The sequence below is a fragment of the Novosphingobium sp. genome (assembly GCF_965228995.1).
Taxonomy (GTDB): Bacteria; Pseudomonadota; Alphaproteobacteria; order Sphingomonadales; family Sphingomonadaceae; genus Novosphingobium.
Genome location: NZ_OZ245852.1, coordinates 2,530,806 through 2,550,620, shown reverse-complemented (window position 1 = coordinate 2,550,620; position 19,815 = coordinate 2,530,806). Strand labels below are relative to the sequence as shown.

Below are 19,815 nucleotides of genomic sequence, written 5' to 3'. Positions count from 1 at the left end.
GTTCGACCGAAGCCCAAGCACGGTTGACCTTGCGAGCACAAGGCCTGACAACCCCGTGGTGAGCTCTTCCCATCCCGCCTCGATCATGCACGACGGTTTCCTCCTGCTGGGCTTTGCGCTCGCCTTCGTGCTCCTGTTCCGCCGCCTCGGCCTTGGCGCTACGCTGGGTTATCTGGTCGCAGGCGCGACGCTGGGGCCGTTCGTGCTCAATATGGTCGGCGATGCGGAACAGAAGCTGGGCTTTGCCGAGCTTGGCATCACGCTGCTGCTGTTCCTTGTCGGGCTCGAGCTCGATCCTTCCAAGCTCTGGAAGATGAAGCGCGATATCCTCGGCTTCGGGCTGCTGCAGGTCTCGATCTGCGGGCTTGCGCTGGCCGGGGCGATCATGCTGACGACGACCTTTTCGCCCGCCGCCGCGCTCGCGCTGGGCCTGCCGCTGGCGCTCTCGTCGACCGCGCAGGTCTTGCCGATGCTGCAATCCTCGGGGCGCCTCAAGACCCGCTTCGGTGAGCGCGCCTTTTCGATCCTGCTGTTCCAGGATCTCTCGATCATCCCGCTCATCACGATCATCACCGCGTTGAGCCGCAATCCCACCGACGTCGGCGGACCGCCGGGCTGGCTTCTTGCGCTCGAGACAGTGGGGGCCATCGCGGGACTCGTCGCGGCGGGGCGCTTCCTGATCCGCCCGCTGTTCCGCCTGATCGGCAATCTGGGCGAGCGCGAGATGTTCGTGGTCGCCGCGCTGTTCACCGTACTGGCGGCGGGCGCGGTGATGGAACTGCTCGGCCTGTCCACCGCGCTCGGCGCCTTCATCGCCGGGGTCATGCTGGCCGACAGCCCCTATCGCCATGAGCTTGAGGCCGACGTCGAGCCGTTCCGCTCGATCCTCCTCGGCCTGTTTTTCCTCGCGGTCGGCATGATGCTCGATCTCGGGGCCATTGCGCGCGATCCCTTTTTCGTCCTCTCGATGGCGCTGATGCTGATCACGGTGAAAGCCGCGGTCATGTTCGGCCTGGCGCGCCTGTTCGGTGTGCCGTGGCGCGGCGCGCTGGCGCTGGGGCTGCTGCTCAGCCAGGGCGGCGAGTTTGGCTTCGTGCTCTTCGCACAGGCGAGCCATGCCCTACTCATCGCCCCCGAAGCGGCGAGCCTGTTCGGCGCGGTCGTCACCCTGTCGATGGCGACCACACCGTTCCTGATGATGGCCACGCGCCGCTTCCGCGCCGAGCCGGTGCCCAAGACTGCCACCCGCGAAGGCCCCAGCAACGACGGCGCCAATGCGCTGATCGTTGGCTATGGGCGGTTCGGGCAGGCAGTCGGGCAGGTCCTGCAGGCGGGCGGCATCACCGTTACCCTGATCGATACCGACGTCGAAATGATCGACGTTGCCGGTACTTTCGGCGCCAAGGTCTATTTCGGCGACGGCACGCGGATCGACATGCTCCGGCAGGCGGGCGCCGCCGAGGCCGAGATGATCCTGTTCTGCATCGATGGTGACCAGCTCGAAGCCGCAATGCTGGCGGCAGTGCACGAAGCTTTCCCGCGCGCGGCCGTCTTTGTGCGCGCATTCGACCGCCGGGCGGTGATCAAGCTGCGCGATGCCCCGGTCACGCTGATCATGCGCGAGACCTTCGAATCCGCCATCGCCATGGCCCGCGCCGCGCTCGACAATGCGGGCCTCAGCAACGAGGCTATCACCCGCGCCGAGACGCTGTTCAGGGCGCGCGACGGCGAGCGGCTTTCGTTGCAAATGGAAGCAGGCGATCCACGTGCCGCGCGCGACCGCATTCTCACCGCACCCGAGCCACAGGAGATGGAAGGCGAGCCCGGCTAAGTAGTTGCACTTGCATGGACATTCCCATGCAGCCGCATCATTTTCTCGATGCAATCGCATGGGCTTTTCCACGCATCAGCATCGAAAGGCTTGCTCGCGATGGCCATGCCCGGCGCTACGACCCTGCTGGCCTGGACCCGCCTGCTCCGTGCCGCAGACCTCGCCGGACAGCACTGCGCCGAAAGCCTGCGCAAGGTCGGTCTGCCGCCGCCCGCCTGGTACGATGTCCTGCTGGCGATAGAACGCCGCGGTGCGCAGCGCCCGCGCGATTTGCAAGTCGCCCTGGGGACCGAACAGTACGCCCTGTCGCGCCTCGTCGATCGCATGGTCAAGGCCCGGTTGCTGACAAGGGAGCCCTGCGCCGATGATGCGCGCGGCCACTTGCTGCACCTGACCATCGAAGGCCGCGCGATGCGCGCTGCGATGTGGCCGGTTTACGCCGAGGCCATTGAGACCGTGCTCGGAGCGCGTGTGGCGGAAGAGGATCGTGCCGCGCTGGCCCGCTTGCTTGCGCCTCTGGCGGAGCCGATCAGCGCGTAGCAGTCGCTGCCATCAGGCCAAGAGCACGCGCCTCGCTGACCACTTCGGCATACTTGGCCTGCAAATCGAACAGGTTCGCCTCATGCGGGGCGGCGTGACGATCCCCGCAAGCATCGCGCACCACGAAGGGCAGGAAACCATTCTGGCACGCATCGAGCGCCGTCGCGCGCACGCAGCCTGACGTTGAGACACCCGCAATCACTAGTGTATCGACCCCAAGCGAGGTCAAGGTCGCCGCCAGATGCGTCGCGAAGAAGGCCGAGGCGTAACGCTTGGAGATGACGAGATCGCCAGCTTTAGGGCTCAACACTTCCGGGAAAGCACCCAGTGGCGAACCCTTCTCGAACACTTTGAGCGCGGGCACCTTGCGGAAGAATACCCCGCCATCCGCGCCGCCGGGCTGATATTCCACATTGGTGAAAATCACCGGGGTGCCGCACTCCCGCGCCGCCGCCACAAGCCGCACCGCGCTCGCCACTGCATCCTCGACCCCGGCATAGAGCGGCGAGCCGGGCTGGAGATAGGCCTCGACCATATCGATCACGATCAATGCGGGGCGCGCGCCGAACGGCAGGGCGCCATCGAACGCACCCGCATAGTTGCCGGAAAGGTCGGCCTCACCCCGCGCCATCAGATCACGCCGCCAGCGGCAAGCTCGGCCAGTTCAGCCTCGCTCATGCCAAGCAGGTCGCCATAGATCTCGGCATTGTGCTGACCGACCGTTGCCGGGGCCGGACGGCGCACGCCGCTGGGTGTGCCCGAAAGCTTGGGGAACGAGCCCTGCATCTTGAGCGGCCCGAAGCGTTCGGTCTCCACCTCGATGATTGCGCCGCGCGCTTCGAAGTGCGGATCGGCGAGCATGTCGGGCGCGCGGTAGACGCGGCCTGCCGGGATCGAAGCCTCGATCATCAGCGCATCTACTTCCTCGATGGTCTTGGTCCTGGTCCAGTCGTTGATCAGGTTGTCGATCTCGGTCTGGTTGCTCCCTCGCGCCAGATGTGTCGCAAAACGCGGATCATCGCCAAGCTCGGGCTGGCCCATGACCGTGGCGAGCCGCTTCCACAGCGAATCCTTGTTGGCCCCGATCATGAACTCGCCGTCCTTGCACGAATAGACGTTGGACGGCGCGATGCCCTTGAGGATCGAGCCCGAGCGCTCGCGGATCAAGCCCATGCGGTCGTATTCCGGCACGAGGCCTTCCATGACCTGCAGGACGCTTTCGTAAAGCGCCGCATCGATGACCTGCCCCTTGCCGGTCTTTTCACGCACATGCAGCGCGGCGAGCACGCCCATGCAGCCGTAAGTCGCGGTCAGGGTATCGCCGATGGAAACACCCATGCGGCTCGGCGGCCGGTCCGGCTCGCCCACGATGTAGCGCCAACCGCCCATCGCTTCACCGATCCCGCCAAAGCCGGCGCGGTCCGAATAGGGCCCGTCCTGCCCATAGCCCGACATGCGCGCGATGATGAGGCCGGGCTGCTCGGCGAGCAGGACGTCAGGCCCAAGGCCCCACTTTTCCAGCGTGCCGGGCTTGAAGTTCTCGATCAGCACGTCGGCCTCGCGGATCAGCCGCCGCACCAGGGCCTGGCCTGCGGGAACGCGCAAGTTGGCTGAAACCGAGCGCTTGTTACGCGCGATAACTTCCCATTGCACTTTCTCGTCGCCCTGCCCCCAATCGCGCATCGGGTCGCCGCCGCCTTTGCCATTCACGTGCGGCGGCTCAACCTTGATCACGTCGGCGCCCATATCGCCCAGCAGCTGGCCGCAAAAGGGGCCGGCCAAGAGCTGGCCCAGTTCGACAACACGGATGTCGTTCAATGCACCTGCATTCATGCCATTGGCCATCGGGGCTTACTCCGCCGCTTCCAGATGCGGCCAAACGGGCTGGATCGGCGCGGCAAGGCCGGTTTCGCTCTCGCACGCTTCGCGCAGTGCATCGATCCCGGGCCCATAGTTGAAGAGCGGCAGTTCGTCGCGCCCGGCCAGTATTTCCGCCCGCAGTGCGTCCGTCGCAGCCACGTCGACCACGCCTGCGCTATCCGCGACCACGCCATAGGCCTTCGCGCCTTCGGGCGTGACGAGCCCCTGGACGATCTCCTTGCCCACCACCGCCGGATCGCGCGCCAGCGGGTCGCCCCAACCGCCGCCACCCCAGGTGATGAAGTGTAGCTGATCGCCCGCCTCGACTTCGACGTCCTCGACCTTGTTGCCGACGATCACGCTGGTGCCATCGACGCGCTCGAGCACCTTGCGCGCACGCTGGCCCGGCTCGCCGCCATTGACGCCCCACGGCGGCACGAACCAGCGATCGTCATGGATCGAGATCGTGCCCGCGCTGAGAAAGCGGTAAGTCATGTGAATGCCGTTGCCGCCGCGGTGAAGCCCTGCCCCGCCGCTGTCCGGCGCGCATTCATAGCGCTCGATACGCATCGGGAAATAGCGCTCGAGGAACTCGTTGGGCACGTTGGTGAAGCCCGGCCAGAGCGAGTGGCCGTCCGGCCCGTCGCCCATCGGACGGCCCGGAATGCCGCCAAAGCCGATCTGGAACAGCTGAAACCACTCATTCTTCTTGCCAGGCCGCGCATCGTTGCCCGAATAGAAAAGGTGCGGGCTGGATGAGAAGCCAGCTGCATTGAGGAACTCGGGCGTCTTCTGGCCCAGCAAGCCGCCAAGAATATCGAAAATCCGCCCCAGTGCATGGGTCCGGCCCGAAAGCGCGGCGGGGAACTTCGGCTTGAGCAGCGAGCCTTCGGGAATGCGCACGTCGATCAGATCGTAGAACCCGTCATTGAACAGGATCTGCGGATCGAAGACCATGATCATGTAGATGCCGAAGAACATCTTGAACATGTTTTCGTTGAGGAAAAAGTTGATCGAGGCCTGGCTCTGCGGATCGGTGCCTGCGAAATCGAGTACGACTTTGCCGTCTTCGCGCCACATCGTGCATTTGATCTTGTAGGGTCCGTAGCCCATGCCGTCGTCGCAGATGTAGTCCTCGAAGCTCACCGGCTCCTCGGCAATCGCCATCCCGATCAGCGCCTGCATCGCGCGGTGGTTGCGCGCCAGCAGATCCTGCGTAGCGGAGACATAGACATCATCGCCAAAGCGCTCGGCCATCTCGACCACACGCCGCGAGGCGACACGGCAGGCCGCGATCAGCGCGTTGAGGTCCGCCTGGCACCAGTCGGGCTTGCGCGTCTGGTGCATGACGAGCTTCATCAGATCATCGTTGTATTCGCCCTTCTTCCAGATTTTGACCGGAGGGATGCGGACGCCTTCCTCGAAGATCGAGCGCGCGTTGATCGGCATCGAGCCGACGACTTTGCCGCCGATGTCGCTCTGATGGCCGAACATCGAGGTATAGGCGATCAGACGCCCGTCCTTGAACACCGGCAGCAGCACGAGCCAATCGTTCGAGTGGCTGATCGCGCCGCCGACCGAATAGGGATCGGAGAGGAAAATCATGTCGCCGTCTTCCAGCGTGCCCTCGAAGTTATCGAGGAAGCCGCCGATGAAGCTGCCGAACTGGCCAACAATCATCTTGCCAGTGTGGTCGGCGATCAGCGGGAACGCATCCCCCTGCTCACGGATGCCGGGCGACATCGCGGTGCGCACGAGCGTCGCGTCCATCTCGATCCGCGCGTTACGCAGCGCGTTCTCGATGATATCGAGCGTCACCGGATCGATGGCGACGCGGTTGAAGGGGACAGGGTTCGTCTGGACGATGGTTGCAGGCATGGTTCGCGCGTCCTCAGGCCAGATTGATCAGGATGTTGCCGACAGCATCGACCGTGCCGACGCAGCCGCTTTCGATAAGCGTCGTTGAGTCCATCTCGCAGACGATGGCCGGGCCGGGGATCACATCCCCGGCACGCAGCAGGGCGCGGTCGTAAATCACCGCCGCCTGTTCGCGTCCGTCCATCCACAAGGTGTGGTCGCGCATCTTGGCAGCCGCCTGATTGCCATCGCCTTGCGGCAGCGGCGCGGCAGGCAGATCGAGCGCGCGGCCGAGCGCCACGGCGCGCAGGTTCACGATCTCGTGCGGGGTATCCATGTTGAACGTGAAGAGGCGCTTATGCTCGGCATCGAAACGGGCGAGAATGCCGGCGATACCGTCCGCCTCCAGCACGTCTGCCGAAATCGTCAGCGGCACTTCGAAGGCCTGTCCGGCATAACGCACGTCGACTTCGAACTCGGTGGTGATCTCGTCCTCCGGCACGCCGTCAGAGAGCAGCTCGCCGCGTGTCTGCGCTGCCATCTCGGCAAGGATCGCGATCAGTTCACTTGCCTCGGTCTGGGTGGCAAGCCGTGAGAAACTGCGCGCCGTCTCGGTGCGCATCCGCGTTGTCGCGTCCCCGAGCGCGCAAAGTACGCCCGGCGAGACCGGCGAGACCGCAGGCCATGCGCCGAGCAAACGGGCAATCGCATTGACATGGAGCGGACCCGCCCCGCCAAAGCCCATCAGCGCGAAGTGGCGCGGATCGTAGCCCTGCTGGACCGAGATCATGCGCAGCGCGCCGAACATGTTCTCGTTGACGATATCGATGATCCCGCGTGCTGCGGCCATCAGATCGATGCCGAGCGCATCGGCAATGGTCTGCACCGCCCTGGTCGATGCCTCGCGGTCAAGCCGGAAGGTGCCGCCGAGCAGGTTCTCCGGGAGATAGCCGAGCACGACATTGGCGTCGGTAACGGTCGGCAGTTCGCCGCCCTTGCCATAAGCCGCCGGGCCCGGCACCGCGCCGGCCGATTGCGGGCCGACACGCAGCGCCTTGGTCAGCTCGGGCACATAGGCAATCGAGCCGCCGCCCGCGCCCACGGTCTTCACATCGAGCGCCGATGCGCGCACCGAAAGGTGCCCCACTTCGGTCGTACGCTGGCGGCGCGGCTCAAGGTTTTCGATAAGCGCCACGTCGGTCGAGGTGCCGCCGACGTCGAGCGTGAGGATATTGCGGATCCCCGCATTGCGGCCGACCCAGATCGCGCCTGTCACGCCGCCTGCGGGGCCAGACATCAGAATATTTACCGGATGCTCTTCGGCCTTCTGCGCCGACATCAGGCCGCCGTCCGAGCGCAGCAACGAGAGCTTGCCGGTCATCCCCTCAGCCGCGAGGCGGTCGCGCAAGTTGGAAACATAGCGCCCCACCACCGGGCGCACCGCCGCGTTGGCGACAGTGGTCAGGGTACGCTCGTATTCCTGCATTTCTGGGAGCACCTGATGGCTCAGCGAGACCGGAACGCCGGGGAGGATCTCCGCCGCCAGTTCGCCGACACGCGCTTCATGTGCGCCGTTCACATAGGCGTTGATCAGGCTGACGGTCACCGCCTCGACACCCTGCGCCTTGAGCAGACCCAGCTGCGCGCGGATATCCGCTTCATCGAGCGGGCGCACTTCGTGGCCCTCGGCATCGATGCGGCCCTTGACCGTCACGGTGTCTTCCAGCGCGGCCAGCGGCGTCGGCTTGGGCCAGATGATCCAGCCCGCGAGGCCGCCCGGCACGAAGCTGCGCGCGATCTGCAGGATGTGGCGATAGCCCTCGGTCGTGACGAGCCCGACGCGCGAGCCCTTGCCTTCAAGCACGGCATTGGTCGCCACGGTCGTGCCGTGGAGGAAGTAGTCGATATCGCCGGTCTTGATCCCTGCCTTGCCGCAGATCGCCGTGACGCCGTTGAGGATGCCTTCGGAGCTGTCATGCGGCGTCGACGGCGTCTTGTGCCGCCAGAACGCACCGCTTGAAGTATCGAAAAGCAACAGATCGGTAAACGTGCCGCCAACGTCGACACCCAGACGGTAACCCATGCCCTATCCCTCTTGAAGCTGTTTCGGAAATGCCGGCGCTCTGGCGACCATGCCCGGCAATGTGCGCCCCATCACCTCGGCCAGCCAGTAGTTGGCCGCGATGATCGCGCTAAGATCGAGCCCGGTGCACACCCCGGCGCGCTCGAGCATATAGACGACGTCTTCGGTCGAGACGTTCCCTGCCGCACCGGGCGCGAAGGGGCAGCCGCCAAGCCCGCCGATCGAGGCATCGACCGTGCGCGCCCCGGCCTCGACCGCCGCCCAGACGTTGGCGAGACCGGTGCCGCGCGTGTTGTGGAAGTGGACCCGGACCGGGATCGGCGCAACCAGCTCGCGCACCGCCGTCACGAGCCGTGAGACATGCGCCGGATTGGCAACCCCGATGGTGTCCGCCAGCGCAATCTCGACGGGAGCGGCAGCGGCCAGCGCTTCCGCGATCGCGAGCACCCGCGCTTCGGGCACTTCGCCTTCGAATGGACAGCCGAATGCGGCGGCAATCGTTACTTGTCCGAACTTGCCCGCCGCGCGCGCCGCATTGATGATCCCGGTTGCCGCTTCGATCGAGCCGTCCGATGTCTGGCCCTGGTTTGCCATGGCGAACGTATCGGTGCTGACCGAAACAGCGCCAAGCTGGTCGATCCGGCCCGTCGCAAGCGCACGGTCCGCGCCGCGCGCGTTCATCACGAGGCCGATGTAGGTTACGTCGCCGCGCACAGGCAGGCCTGCACAGACGGCTTCGGCATCAGCCATTTGCGGCACTGCGCGCGGGTTCACGAAGCTAGCCACTTCGATGCGCCGCACGCCGGCCTCCAGCGCCCGGCCGATGAGCGCGAGCTTGTCCTCGGTGCTCACCATGGCCTTTTCGTTCTGGAGCCCGTCGCGGGGGCTCACTTCGACCATTTCGATTGAATTTGTATACATTTACTCGGCCGCCTCCTGTGTCAGTCCGGCGTCAATCTGCGCGCGGTGGGCATCGGCATAGGCGTGGTAGGCGCGCAGGATATGGCTGGTCATGATCGCCTCGGCCCATGCGCCATCGCGGCGGGCGAAAGCTGCCGTCAACTCCTCATGCTCCGCGTGCGAGCGGCGCAGCTCCTCACGCGTGTAGTGCCGCGCCGTCCGCAGCACGACAGGCTGCTCGATCAGCGTGCCCAAAAGCGCAGCAAGCCGCCGCGAACCCGCCACTTCGAGGATAATCGCATGAAACTCGCGGTTCCCCTCAAGGAACCCCGCGACGTCCGGCGAAGGCTGCTGGATTGCCGCCGAAAGAGCCCGATTCGCCGCCCTGATTCGGGTCAGCGCCGCGTCGGTCATGCGCTCTGCTGCCCGCCTCGCAGCGCGAGCTTCCAGCATGGCCCTGAGCTCGAACGCATCGGCCACATCGTCTATCGACCAATCGGCCACGAATGTACGCTGGGTATCGGTGCGGCCGACCAGCATGTCTGCCTCGAGCCGGCGCAGCGCCTCACGCACGGGAGTCCGCGAAACACCGCACATTTCCGCGAGCGCTTCCTCGCCCAGCTGTGCGCCGGCGGGGAGCTCTCCAGAAAGAATCATGTTCCGGATCGCGCTGTAGGCACGATCAGAGGCGCGCGACATCGAGGCTCCCTGAATTTTAAGCAACCAATCGGCTTGACCGATGGCATTTGTATACAATATCCATATCTCCTATCAAGCCGTGAATGCCATGGGGGCACGATCAACAACACGGCAGCCGAAAACGGCCAAGATACTGACAGGGAGTACCACCGATGCGCATCTCGCAATGGCTGAACACCGCCAGCCTCCTTTCGGCATCCGTTGCAGGCATGGCCTTCGCCGCCGCACCAGCCCTCGCACAGAGCGAGCCGCAAGCTCAGGCAGCCCCCGCAGAGGAAGGCGCCATCATCGTCACCGCCCGCCGCCAGAACGAGCGGCTGCAGGACGTCCCGGCCTCGGTATCGGTGATCACCGCCACCACGCTTACGAACACCGGCTCGACCCGCGCGCAAGACTTCGCCAACCTCACTCCCGGCGTTACCATCGTGACCGGCACCGCCGAGGCGGGCGACACTCAGATCAACATCCGCGGCATCAACGGCGCGCGGGACGCCGAAAGCTCGGTCGCGCTTGTCGTCGACGGCATCCTGAAGACCAACACCGCGCAGCTCAACCAGCGCCAGGGCACGCTCAGCCAGGTCGAATTGCTCAAGGGTCCGCAGGGCGCGCTTTATGGCCGCAACGCGGCGGCGGGTGCCATCGTACTCCAGACGATCAAGCCGACCGACACGCTGACGGGCGCCGTGCGCGCCTCATATGCCGAGCAGAACACGTTCGACGGCGCCGCACACATCGCCGGCCCGCTTGGCGAGAACGCCGGCTTCGTGCTCGCGGGCACCTATTACAAGACCGACGGCTACTGGAAGAACGAGCGCGATGGCAGCAAGACGATCGCCGACAAGAAAGACTGGTCGATCGACGGCCGGGTGATGATCGGCAAGGGCACTGACACCCAGATCGACCTCAAGGCGCGCTACGCCCAGTTCCGCGGTGCGTCGCTGCCCTTCAATGCCTCGTTCCACCTGCCCAACTTCGCGGCGGTGAACCCGGCGTTCTATGAAGACGTCAACAAGCACGAATTCCGCTTCTACCCGAACATCCGCGCTACCAATGACCAGAACAGCTTCGATTTCTCTGCCAAGCTCGACCAGAAGCTGTCGGACGGCCTCAAGCTGGTTGGCTGGGTGCTCTATTCGGACGTCGATCAGGACCTCGTCGCCGATGGAACGTCGGCTGACTTCGCGCGCTACATCAATGCGGTAAACCCGGCGGCCCAGCCCGCGGTCAACGCCTGCTTCGCCAGCACGGCCGCCAACACCGGTTTCCCGGTGAACCAGCCCGGCGCCATTGGCCAGATCCCGGTCCCCTTCATCTTCGCGCCCGCCAACGGTTCGACCTTCGGCCCCTACAGCCCGACGACCTGCGACGGCACGCAGTATCAGGTCCGCAAGCAGAAGGACGTTTCCACCGAATGGCGCCTGATCGGCGAACCTGGCGGCGCGCTGACCTGGCAGATCGGTGCCTATTACCTGCATATCGACCGCTCGACCGGCGTGAGCCTCGGCGCGGACGAGGGCAAAGGCGTGATCAAGCAGCTCTACAATGCGCCTGACAGCGCCAACCCCACCTCGCTGCTGCTGGCCGACAAGTTCAAGACCAACGTCTACGCCGCGTTCGGCTCGGTGGAATACAAGCCTTCCTCGCAGTTCGAGGCCGGCCTTGCCCTGCGCTACGATATCGAAAAGCGTAACGCGCAGAGCGTGGTGCCGACGGCGACCGATCCGTTCACCGGCGGCCCGATCAACCCCGGCCAGGCCTTCGGTGCCTTCACGCCCAAGAGCGCCACGTTCAAGCAGTTCGAACCCAAGGTGACACTGAGCTACAAGCCCACCGCCGACTTCAACCTCTATGCCAACTGGGGCATCGGGTTCAAATCGGGCGGCTTCAACAACCAGGGTTCGGCAGCCGTGGTCAACGCCAGCTTCAACAACGGCGTGACCCCGGGCACGATCAATGCGGGCGTGACGATCAAGGACCAGTACGACAAGGAATGGTCGAGCGCCTATGAAGCCGGCTTCAAGGGCAGCTTGCTCGATGGCAAACTGACCTTCGATCTCGCGGGCTACTACACCCAGATCCACAACATGCAGTTCTTCGAGTTCTTCGTCGGCAGCTTCGGCCTGCTGCGCGTCGTCTCGAACATCGACAAGGTGGACGTGAAGGGCGTGGAGCTCAACGTTGCGGTCAAGCCGGTGCGGGGCATCAAGCTGTTCGGCTCGGTCAACTACACCGACAGCGAGATCAAAAAGAACTCCTCGCGCCCCAACACGGTCGGCAACAAGTCGCCCTACACCGCCGATTACACCATCAACGTAGGCGGCGAGATCGAGCAGCCAGTGAGCGGCGACATCAAGATGCTGCTGCGCGCCGACTACCGCGTGACCGGCCCGACCTGGTTCAGCACCGTGCAGAACCAGACCGCACCGACGATCTTCTCGGGCCTGCTGCCGATCTCGGCGCTGGGGCTCCCGGCCGTCGTCGGCGATGCCAAGTACGATGTGGCCCGCCGCAACACCTTCGGCGTGCTCAACTTGCGCGCCGCGATCCAGACCGATCGCTACAGCCTTGCGGTGTTCGCCAACAACGCGACCGACAAGAAGTACCTCGCCGAAGTGATCCCTGCGATCGAGTTCGGCGGCTCGTTCATCTCGCCCGGCGCGCGCCGCATGATCGGCGTGGAGCTTGGCGCGAAGTTCTGATCCCGGGCGCTCCGGCGTTCGAACGCAAGGGCCTCATGTCGCTAGCGCGGCATGGGGCCCTTGCCGTTATGCATCCGCGGATATCGGCCAGAGGAACCGCTGGTAGGCCCGCCCGGCCATCTCGACATCATCGACGTACCGGACCCCGAACTTGAGCGCGACCGAGCGCGAAGCGATGTTGTCAGCGTGGATCACCGACATGATTGCGGGATGAGCGAGATGCGCCTGCGCATAAGCCCACACCGCGCGGGCGGCCTCGGAGGCATAGCCCTGCCCCCAGTTCTCGCGGGCGAAGGTATAGCCAAGTTCCGGCTGCTCCTCGATCGCCACTCCCTCAGGCACTTGCGTTCTGAAGAACCACATCCGCCGCAAAGAGCCCGGCCGCGGGTCCATTTCGAGGACACCGTCGCTCAGGCCTGAGCGGCCGAGGCGCTTGCTGTCAGCCTTGCGCGTCACCAGCAACGGACCAAGGTTGGCACTGGCATAGCTATGGAGCACATCGGCCAGCCACTGTTCGGTCTCGGCCGGTGTGCGCGGATTGCCCGAGCCGATATAGCGCGCGACGTCCGGATCGGCATGGACCGCGATCAGGAAATCGAGGTCCCCCTCATCCATCCGGCGCAACAGCAACCGCTCGGTTTCGATGTGGTCAGTTCCGGGAAGCAAAGTCATTGGATCAGCACACCTGTCGCTTGAGCTTAGCCCAGCGCGGCGGAAATCCGCGCCCGGATCGCATCGCCGATGGCAAACGGCCGAACTTCTGTCGTCATGTTCGGCAAGACCTGCGGCCTGCGACACCTCCGCCCACCATGGCCCTATCCCGCCAACAGACCCGGCCGCGGTCCGCCCATCCCGCGCGCCAATCGCGCACCAAGCTGGATCCCCGGACGTTCGATCAGGTCATGGCACACCCGTGCGCCGAGGTAGGTGCACACAATCGTCACCACCGACACAACGGCCGCCCGCACCGCGCCGTCCAGGCCGAACTGTGTCGCGGTATAAACAGATACGAAGAACACAATGAAATGAATAAGATAGATCGAATAGGATATCTCACCCATGTGATAGGCGAGGCGGCTGCCGAGCAGCCGCGTTGGCGCTTGCACGGCGCTCCCCGGCCGCGCGAGTGAGGCTGCCATCACCGCTCCCCAGATGCCAAGCGGGACAAGCTGCATCACGCCGTCGCGCAGCACGGTCACCGCAGCACACAGGCCCGCGATCAGCAGCCCTTGCCGCCGCAGCTGCGGTGACATGGCCATGCATGTCGCAATCCCGGCGACAAACAGCAGGATCTTCGCACCGAGGAATGCGGTCATGAAATAGCGCGCGGCGAGCTCCAGCACGATGACAATGACCCACGCGCGCAGCCATGCCTGCCGGTAGAGCGCCGCGATGAGGAACGGCGCCACGAGGTAGAACTGCCACTCGAGCGAAACGCTCCAGGCTTGCGCCATGACCGAAACGGCGATGCCTTCGGAATATTGCGTCGGCACCAGCCCATGCAGCAACGCGGCATGGATGCCGAGGTGGAACGGCATATGCGCCATTGCCGCGTGCGCGAGGGCGATGCGATCCCGCGTGCCTTCAGTGGGCGGCAGGATTTCCCACACCGCCAGTTGCACCGGTAACAGCGCCGCAGAAACCAGCAGGAGCGGCAGATAAAGCGGAAACAGGCGAAAGGCACGGCGCAGGATGTAGGCGGGATAAGCCTCAGCCTTGCGCTCCACCAGCATCGCGATCACGAAGCCCGAAAGGAGAATGAATACGTCAACCGCCAGCTCTGGCGAGCCGAGGAGCCCGGCATGCCAGCCAAACGCCTGCACGAGGTGGCCGGTGACGACCCACCAGGCCATCAACCCGCGCAGGCCGTGCAGCGATCGGATCTTGCTGGCGTCTGGTCCCGAATTCATCGGCCGGTTGGGTTGCACAACCCGCGACCTGCCGCAATCTCCAAAATCCGCAGGCGCGGTTAATAGGTCCTGGCCCTAGCCACCTTCGCTGCCCGCGCTCAGCACCGCGCCGCCGCGGCCATCTTGCAAGAACACGGCGCTGCGCAGGCCCCCTGTGGCCGGAGCATAGGCGAAGTGCGCCGCAGCGCCGGTCCATGCGCCAAGCCGGGTGAGCTCGCGCACGAGGTTCTTGTGCGGGAGCGTACGGCCGCCGTTCTCGCCTGCCTTGATCGGGACTTCGATGGTGCGCGGATCATAGCGCACCAGCCAGACATCAGCCGGGCGCACGGGCGCTGCGCCTTTGCCGATCGACACGCCATTCGCGCCGACTGCCGGCACCGGCGCGGTCACGCGGACGCTGGCAATCGCAGCTTCCACCGCGCGCGGATTGGCGCCCGTCACGGTCTGCTGGCCATTGATCCAGAACTGCGGCGTCGCAACCTCATGATCCGCCGAACGCGCCGCGAAATCGCGCTGACGCTGGGTGTAGGCGGGGCTGGCGAACTTGTCCTTCCAGCCAAGGTAGTCCCAATAGGTCACTTCGAAGGCAAGGGGGATCACGTTGGCGCGTCCGGCAATGCCGTTGAGGTAGGCCTCCGCAGGCGGGCAGCTTGAGCAGCCCTCGCTCTGGTACAACTCGACCAGCACCGGCGCGGCGGGCTGAGTGGCGCGGGCAGCCGGAGGAGCGCTGGCCATTGCGTTGTTGGTCAGGGCCTGGCCTGCCAGCAGCACTGAACCCGCAACGCCCAGCGGCAGGGCAAACACGGCAAGACGGCGGAGAACGGCAGAGGATCGGGGCATGGCAAAAGCCTTCGCAAGGTCTGGGGATGAGTACCAGTTCGGCGCTCACCTTTCACCGGTTACAACACCTGCCTGACCGCGCACTTGACAGTCGAACCTCCCAAGGCGACGGCCCCTGTGCGCCCTTCTGATCGAAAGCCACCGCTTCATGCCGTCCTCCCTCCGCCGCGCTGCCCTGATCGCGCTCCTCGCTGGCATCTCTGCGCCGTCGCTTGCTCTGGCTGAGGAGGCAGCGCCGGATCAGATCGTGGTGACCGGACGCGGGCTGGAAACGGCACCAGCGGCCGCAGCCTACGATGTGCAGCAGATCGACGCCGACCGCCTCGCCGTCGCCGCATCGGGCCGCCTTGAAGACGCGCTTGCCGCTGCGGCGGGCTTCCAGCAGTTCCGCCGTTCGGACAGCCGCTCATCCAACCCTTCGGCACAGGGGATCACCTTGCGCGCGCTTGGCGGCAATGCGACAAGCCGTACGCTCTTGCTGCTCGATGGCGTGCCGATGGCCGATCCCTTCTTCGGCTATGTTCCGCTTTCCGCGCTGGCGCCCGAGCGGCTCGCCATGGCGCGCGTGACGCGCGGCGGCGGTTCGGGCGCATTCGGTGCTGGCGCGGTCGCCGGGACCATCGATCTCACCAGCGCGGGGCCCGACCAGCTTGGCCTTTTCGGCGGCCGTGCACTGGTCGACGATCGCGGCGAGACCGAGGTTTCCGCCACGCTCGCGCCTAAACTCGGCGCGGGTTATCTCGTCGCCTCGGGCCGATGGGACCGCGGGCGCGGATTCTGGACCACGCCGGTGGACCAGCGCGTCCCTGCCAGCGTCCGGGCCCGGTATGAAAGCTGGTCCACCAGCCTGCGCGCTGTGGCTCCGCTCAGCAGCGATATCGAACTTCAGGCCCGCGTCGCCGCCTTCAATGACGCGCGCACGCTGCGCTTCGCCGGAGCCGATACTGCCGCCAGCGGCCAGGACGCAAGTCTGCGTCTTGTCGGGCGCGGGGCATGGCAGTTCGATGTCCTTGCCTACGTGCAGAGCCGTGATTTCAACAACGTGGTGATCAGCGCGCGCAACTTCCTCCCCACCTTGAACCAGCGCGCCACACCGTCCACCGGCATCGGCGGCAAGTTCGAACTGCGCCCGCCCGTAGGCAAGGCCCATGTCCTGCGGCTCGGTGCAGACTGGCGCTATGCCGAAGGTCATACCGAGGAAGACGTCTACACCGCTGGCAGGATCAGCGCCCAGCGCCGCGCGGGCGGCACCAACCGCGATCTCGGCCTGTTCATCGAGGATGACTGGACGGTAGGCCCGGTGATCCTGACCGCAGGCGCGCGGGCGGACCGTTGGTCGGTTCGCGATGGCATATTCGAACAAGTGCCGCTCGCAGGCGCGCCTTCAACCACACTCTATCCAGGCCGCGCGGGCTGGGACGGCAGCTTTCGCGGCGGTGCGGTGGTCAAGCTCGGGGGAGGCCTGGCCTTGCGCGGCTCGGCCTATACCGGCTTGCGCCAGCCCACGCTCAACGAACTCTACCGCACGTTCACCGTGTTCCCCATCGTCACCCGCGCCAATGCTGCGCTCGAAAACGAGAAGCTGCGCGGCTTCGAAGGCGGGGTGGACTGGCGCCCGGCAGCAGGCCTGTCCTTCTCTGCCACGGCGTTCGACAACAAGGTGCGTCACGCCATCGCCAACGTGACCATCGCGCCCAACGTGCGTGAGCGGCAGAATGTCGATGCGGTACACGCCAAGGGTATCGAACTGGGCGCGGAGGCGAAGCGCGGCGCGTTTTCGCTCAGCGGATCGTTCGCCTATACAGACGCCAGGGTTGAAGCCCCCGGCACCGCGCTCGACGGCAAGCGCCCGGCGCAGACCCCGCGCTATGCCGCCAGCGCCACCGCCGCCTGGCGCCCCTCGCCCCGCACCACCCTCGCGCTGACCTTGCGCCACACCGGCGCGCAGTTCGAGGACGATCTGGAAACGGACATCCTCCCCGCTGCGACGACGCTGGACGCCTATGCCGAAACACACATCGCCGGCCCGTTCAGCCTCGTGCTGCGCGGCGAGAACCTGTTCGACGAGGCGGTGGTGACGCGCAATTCCGGCGGCTCGATCGACCTTGGAACCCCGCGCACGGTGTGGGCCGGGGTGCGAGTCGGGTTCCGCTAAGAAAGTAGCGCGCTCGGCACATCGGGATAGCTGGTCGTCGCATCGCCCAGCGCTGCTTCCAGCGGACCGAGCCACGAAGCAAACGCCTTCCAGTGCTCGACCGCATCGGTATAGATCGGTCGGCGCACTTGCTCCGAACTTGCGGTGCGCACCGCGCGCGTGTTGCGGTGAAATTCGAGGCAGCTCTCCTCGAACGGCAGCCCGAGATAATCGAGCAGCCGCCGCGTTTCGCCTTCCTGGTCTGCCACCATGCGCTCGTAGATCACCCGGTGCACCGCGCCCGGTGCAGCAGCGTCGTAATGCGCCATCAGCCGCATATAATCGCGGTAGTAACGGCCGATTTCGCCAAGATCGTACGTAAAGGTCTGCCCGCGTGCGAAATGCTGCTTCCATCCCGAGAAGCAGCACGACATCGGATGCCGCCGCGCATCGACGATCTTCGCGTTCGGGAGGATCAGCCGGATCAGCCCGACATGCTGCCAGTTGTTGGGCATCTTGTCCGTAAAGCGCGGCCGGTCCGTTTTCCGGTGAACGCGCGTGCGCTCGATATATTCCTCGCCGAGACGCAACCGCTCGGCCGGCCCGAGCGAGCGCACCATCGCCGCGAAATCGGCAAACTCGCCTTCGTCGACGCGTGATTGCAGGCGCGCTGCGATCATCATCATTTCCGAAAGTTCCATCGTGCCTTCGATCGCGCTGTGGCTGGAGAGGATCTGCTCGACCAGCGTGGAGCCGGAGCGCGGCAGACCGACGATGAAGATCGGATCTTCCGCCGGGCAGCTGCCCTCCCCCATCGCCGCAATAAACGGCGCGGTGAAAGTGGAGGCAGCGGCATCGACTTCGGCAGCAAACTCTTCGGCATCATAGCGCACCAGCGTCCGGCGCAGGCGATTGCCCTTGTCGTAGTGCACGAACGCGCGCGCGGCATCGCCCACATCCTCGTAGGCCTTGCCCAGCGAAAAATGGAGGTGGAACACATCCTCCTCGCGGCCCTCAACCCCGGCCAGCTCCGCCAACGCCGCTTCCATACGGGCGATATCGTCACCGCCCAGCTTGACGGTCTTGAGATTGGCAAGGCTCCACCATGCCTCGCCCATACTGGGCTGGTGCGTCACCGCGGCGCGATATGCGGCGACGGCCCCGTCCTGCTCACCCAGCGTTTTCAGCACATGGCCCAGGTTCTGCCACAGCAGCGGCTGCTCGGGCTGCGCTTTCAGCATCCGCTCGTAGATACCCCGCGCGCGCTCCTGCTCGCCAAGGCGCACCAGCACCGAGGCGAGGATCAAATCGGCGCCCGAATTCGCAACGGGGCTCTGCGCCAGCACTTCGGCATGAGCCAGCGCATCGGGCAGCCGGTTGACCTGCATGAGAAGGCGCACGAGGAAATCACGCGCAAGATCGAAACCGGGCGCAAGCGCAACCGCCCGTTCAACGAACGCGAGCGCGTCCGCCATGTCGCCGCGCCGCCAGTACACCTCGCCCAGCATGCGTGTACCGACCGGATCGTCGGGCAGCCGCTCAGCGCGCGCCTGCAGCATGGCTTCGGCATCATCGAGCTGCCCCGCATGGATCGCGCCCGCCGCTTGCAGAAGATCCGGATCGCGCGAAGCCGCATGCACGGCGGAGAGATCCGCACGCCACGCGTCCATTTCATGCCCACTCTTGCGCAATTCGGCAGCGAGCAGGAACCAGCCCGACGCGACACCCGGTTGCAGCCGGGTCAGTGCTTCGAGTGCAGCAATCGCCGCATCGGCGCGGCCTGCCTCGCTAGCGGCTTGCGCCAGCTCCCACAGCACCATCGGCGGCTGCTTCGCACCCCCTCCGATCGCTGCAAGCCGCGCGAGGGCGGCATCGGGCTTGCCGAGCCGACGCAGCGCTTGTCCTGCCACGAATAGCGCCGGCGGCAGGCCGGGGGCAGTCGCAAGGACCGCCTCGGCAACAGCGAGCGCGCCTTGCGGATCGGCGTCGATCCCGGCCGCTGCCTCGTCGAGCGCCGCACGCGCGTCACTTCCGGGCGCGATGCCCGGCTTTGAAGCGGCTTGGCTGGCAATGTCCATGTGGTGTCCCGGTGTTTTACTGCACCGCATCATGTGCACCTTTTGTCACAGGCGCAACGGTCGATGACCCTGCTCTGCTGCACATGCGAAAATGGTGTTGACTCCGCTGGCTGTTGTAGCAAGCATGCAACATTGAGCTTCGTCAGGATTGACGGACAATCGGGGGACGATTGCAACCACTCTATTCGCCATGTTCAAGCATGGCTCGGTCACAGGCCGCGAAGCGGTCGTGGCCCAAGGACCATGGCGCAAACTGCAAAACTGCAGGTGTGATGGTTCGGGTCGGGCGCGCTGCCCTCTCAGCGCAAAGTGCGGCCAAAGGTCGCTTCGCAGGAACGGACACGAAGGAGCAGATTACCGACTAGCGTTTCGCCAACGCGCTTC

General features: G+C 65.4%; 14 protein-coding genes. 4 read left to right on the top strand and 10 right to left on the bottom strand.

From position 1 onward, the window contains the following. Positions 1 to 85 precede the first annotated feature (85 nt). Together ACO056_RS11630 and ACO056_RS11625 are read left to right on the top strand one after the other, a co-directional pair. Positions 86 to 1,831 (top strand): cation:proton antiporter, encoded by a 1,746-nt coding sequence (locus tag ACO056_RS11630; protein WP_421855461.1) that lies wholly within the window; start codon positions 86 to 88, stop codon positions 1,829 to 1,831. A gap of 99 nt (positions 1,832 to 1,930) precedes the next feature. After that, entirely contained in the window at positions 1,931 to 2,371 is a 441-nt protein-coding gene (locus ACO056_RS11625; protein ID WP_421846869.1) for a MarR family winged helix-turn-helix transcriptional regulator, read from the top strand. Here the strand turns inward: ACO056_RS11625 and ACO056_RS11620 are convergent. The 6 genes from ACO056_RS11620 to ACO056_RS11595 are packed head-to-tail and all read right to left on the bottom strand — an operon-like array spanning position 2,361 to position 9,770. Then, complete coding sequence (locus tag ACO056_RS11620; RefSeq protein WP_421846867.1) at positions 2,361 to 3,002, bottom strand: N-carbamoylsarcosine amidohydrolase; 642 nt, start codon at positions 3,000 to 3,002, stop codon at positions 2,361 to 2,363. The genes ACO056_RS11625 and ACO056_RS11620 overlap by 11 nt on opposite strands. Further along, complete coding sequence (locus ACO056_RS11615; RefSeq protein WP_421846865.1) at positions 3,002 to 4,216, bottom strand: CaiB/BaiF CoA transferase family protein; 1,215 nt, start codon at positions 4,214 to 4,216, stop codon at positions 3,002 to 3,004. The genes ACO056_RS11620 and ACO056_RS11615 overlap by 1 nt, the downstream gene beginning before the upstream one ends. A gap of 6 nt (positions 4,217 to 4,222) precedes the next feature. Next, the gene (locus tag ACO056_RS11610; protein WP_421846863.1) at positions 4,223 to 6,109 is read right to left on the bottom strand and encodes a hydantoinase B/oxoprolinase family protein; all 1,887 of its coding nucleotides are present in this window, start codon (positions 6,107 to 6,109) and stop codon (positions 4,223 to 4,225) included. Between the two features lie 13 nt (positions 6,110 to 6,122). Beyond that, complete coding sequence (locus ACO056_RS11605) at positions 6,123 to 8,171, bottom strand: hydantoinase/oxoprolinase family protein (RefSeq protein WP_421846861.1); 2,049 nt, start codon at positions 8,169 to 8,171, stop codon at positions 6,123 to 6,125. 3 nt (positions 8,172 to 8,174) lie between these two features. Beyond that, positions 8,175 to 9,092 (bottom strand): hydroxymethylglutaryl-CoA lyase, encoded by a 918-nt coding sequence (locus ACO056_RS11600; RefSeq protein ID WP_421846860.1) that lies wholly within the window; start codon positions 9,090 to 9,092, stop codon positions 8,175 to 8,177. Next, positions 9,093 to 9,770 (bottom strand): GntR family transcriptional regulator, encoded by a 678-nt coding sequence (locus ACO056_RS11595; RefSeq protein ID WP_421846858.1) that lies wholly within the window; start codon positions 9,768 to 9,770, stop codon positions 9,093 to 9,095. It lies immediately after the preceding gene. 152 nt (positions 9,771 to 9,922) lie between these two features. Here ACO056_RS11595 and ACO056_RS11590 point away from each other — a divergent pair, with 152 nt between their 5' ends. After that, positions 9,923 to 12,469 (top strand): TonB-dependent receptor, encoded by a 2,547-nt coding sequence (locus ACO056_RS11590; protein ID WP_421846856.1) that lies wholly within the window; start codon positions 9,923 to 9,925, stop codon positions 12,467 to 12,469. Positions 12,470 to 12,535: 66 nt separating this feature from the next. On the opposite strand, the gene ACO056_RS11585 is transcribed toward ACO056_RS11590, so the two are convergent. From ACO056_RS11585 to ACO056_RS11575, 3 genes are all read right to left on the bottom strand, one after another. Next, entirely contained in the window at positions 12,536 to 13,141 is a 606-nt protein-coding gene (locus tag ACO056_RS11585) for a GNAT family N-acetyltransferase (protein WP_421846854.1), read from the bottom strand. A 143-nt stretch (positions 13,142 to 13,284) separates the two neighbouring features. Then, a complete protein-coding gene (locus tag ACO056_RS11580) occupies positions 13,285 to 14,379 on the bottom strand; it encodes an acyltransferase family protein (protein WP_421846852.1) in 1,095 nt (364 codons plus the stop codon). A gap of 75 nt (positions 14,380 to 14,454) precedes the next feature. Continuing rightward, on the bottom strand, positions 14,455 to 15,219 hold the full coding sequence (locus tag ACO056_RS11575; protein ID WP_421846851.1) for a DUF1223 domain-containing protein: 765 nt from the start codon (positions 15,217 to 15,219) through the stop codon (positions 14,455 to 14,457). A gap of 148 nt (positions 15,220 to 15,367) precedes the next feature. Between ACO056_RS11575 and ACO056_RS11570 the strand changes: the two genes are divergently transcribed. Continuing rightward, on the top strand, positions 15,368 to 17,374 hold the full coding sequence (locus tag ACO056_RS11570) for a TonB-dependent receptor plug domain-containing protein (RefSeq protein WP_421846849.1): 2,007 nt from the start codon (positions 15,368 to 15,370) through the stop codon (positions 17,372 to 17,374). Here the strand turns inward: ACO056_RS11570 and ACO056_RS11565 are convergent. After that, positions 17,371 to 19,431 carry a sulfotransferase gene (locus ACO056_RS11565; RefSeq protein ID WP_421846847.1) on the bottom strand — a complete coding sequence of 687 codons (2,061 nt, stop codon included), beginning with the start codon at positions 19,429 to 19,431 and terminating at the stop codon, positions 17,371 to 17,373. The genes ACO056_RS11570 and ACO056_RS11565 overlap by 4 nt on opposite strands. Positions 19,432 to 19,815 lie beyond the last annotated feature (384 nt).

Bases quoted from the DNA above. Each gene is read 5' to 3' on its own strand.
- ACO056_RS11630 (WP_421855461.1), top strand. From the start codon at position 86: ATGCACGACGGTTTCCTCCTGCTGGGCTTTGCGCTCGCCTTCGTGCTC.
- ACO056_RS11625 (WP_421846869.1), top strand. From the start codon at position 1,931: ATGGCCATGCCCGGCGCTACGACCCTGCTGGCCTGGACCCGCCTGCTC.
- ACO056_RS11620 (WP_421846867.1), bottom strand. From the start codon at position 3,002: ATGGCGCGGGGTGAGGCCGACCTTTCCGGCAACTATGCGGGTGCGTTC.
- ACO056_RS11615 (WP_421846865.1), bottom strand. From the start codon at position 4,216: ATGGCCAATGGCATGAATGCAGGTGCATTGAACGACATCCGTGTTGTC.
- ACO056_RS11610 (WP_421846863.1), bottom strand. From the start codon at position 6,109: ATGCCTGCAACCATCGTCCAGACGAACCCTGTCCCCTTCAACCGCGTC.
- ACO056_RS11605 (WP_421846861.1), bottom strand. From the start codon at position 8,171: ATGGGTTACCGTCTGGGTGTCGACGTTGGCGGCACGTTTACCGATCTG.
- ACO056_RS11600 (WP_421846860.1), bottom strand. From the start codon at position 9,092: ATGTATACAAATTCAATCGAAATGGTCGAAGTGAGCCCCCGCGACGGG.
- ACO056_RS11595 (WP_421846858.1), bottom strand. From the start codon at position 9,770: ATGTCGCGCGCCTCTGATCGTGCCTACAGCGCGATCCGGAACATGATT.
- ACO056_RS11590 (WP_421846856.1), top strand. From the start codon at position 9,923: ATGCGCATCTCGCAATGGCTGAACACCGCCAGCCTCCTTTCGGCATCC.
- ACO056_RS11585 (WP_421846854.1), bottom strand. From the start codon at position 13,141: ATGACTTTGCTTCCCGGAACTGACCACATCGAAACCGAGCGGTTGCTG.
- ACO056_RS11580 (WP_421846852.1), bottom strand. From the start codon at position 14,379: ATGAATTCGGGACCAGACGCCAGCAAGATCCGATCGCTGCACGGCCTG.
- ACO056_RS11575 (WP_421846851.1), bottom strand. From the start codon at position 15,219: ATGCCCCGATCCTCTGCCGTTCTCCGCCGTCTTGCCGTGTTTGCCCTG.
- ACO056_RS11570 (WP_421846849.1), top strand. From the start codon at position 15,368: ATGCCGTCCTCCCTCCGCCGCGCTGCCCTGATCGCGCTCCTCGCTGGC.
- ACO056_RS11565 (WP_421846847.1), bottom strand. From the start codon at position 19,431: ATGGACATTGCCAGCCAAGCCGCTTCAAAGCCGGGCATCGCGCCCGGA.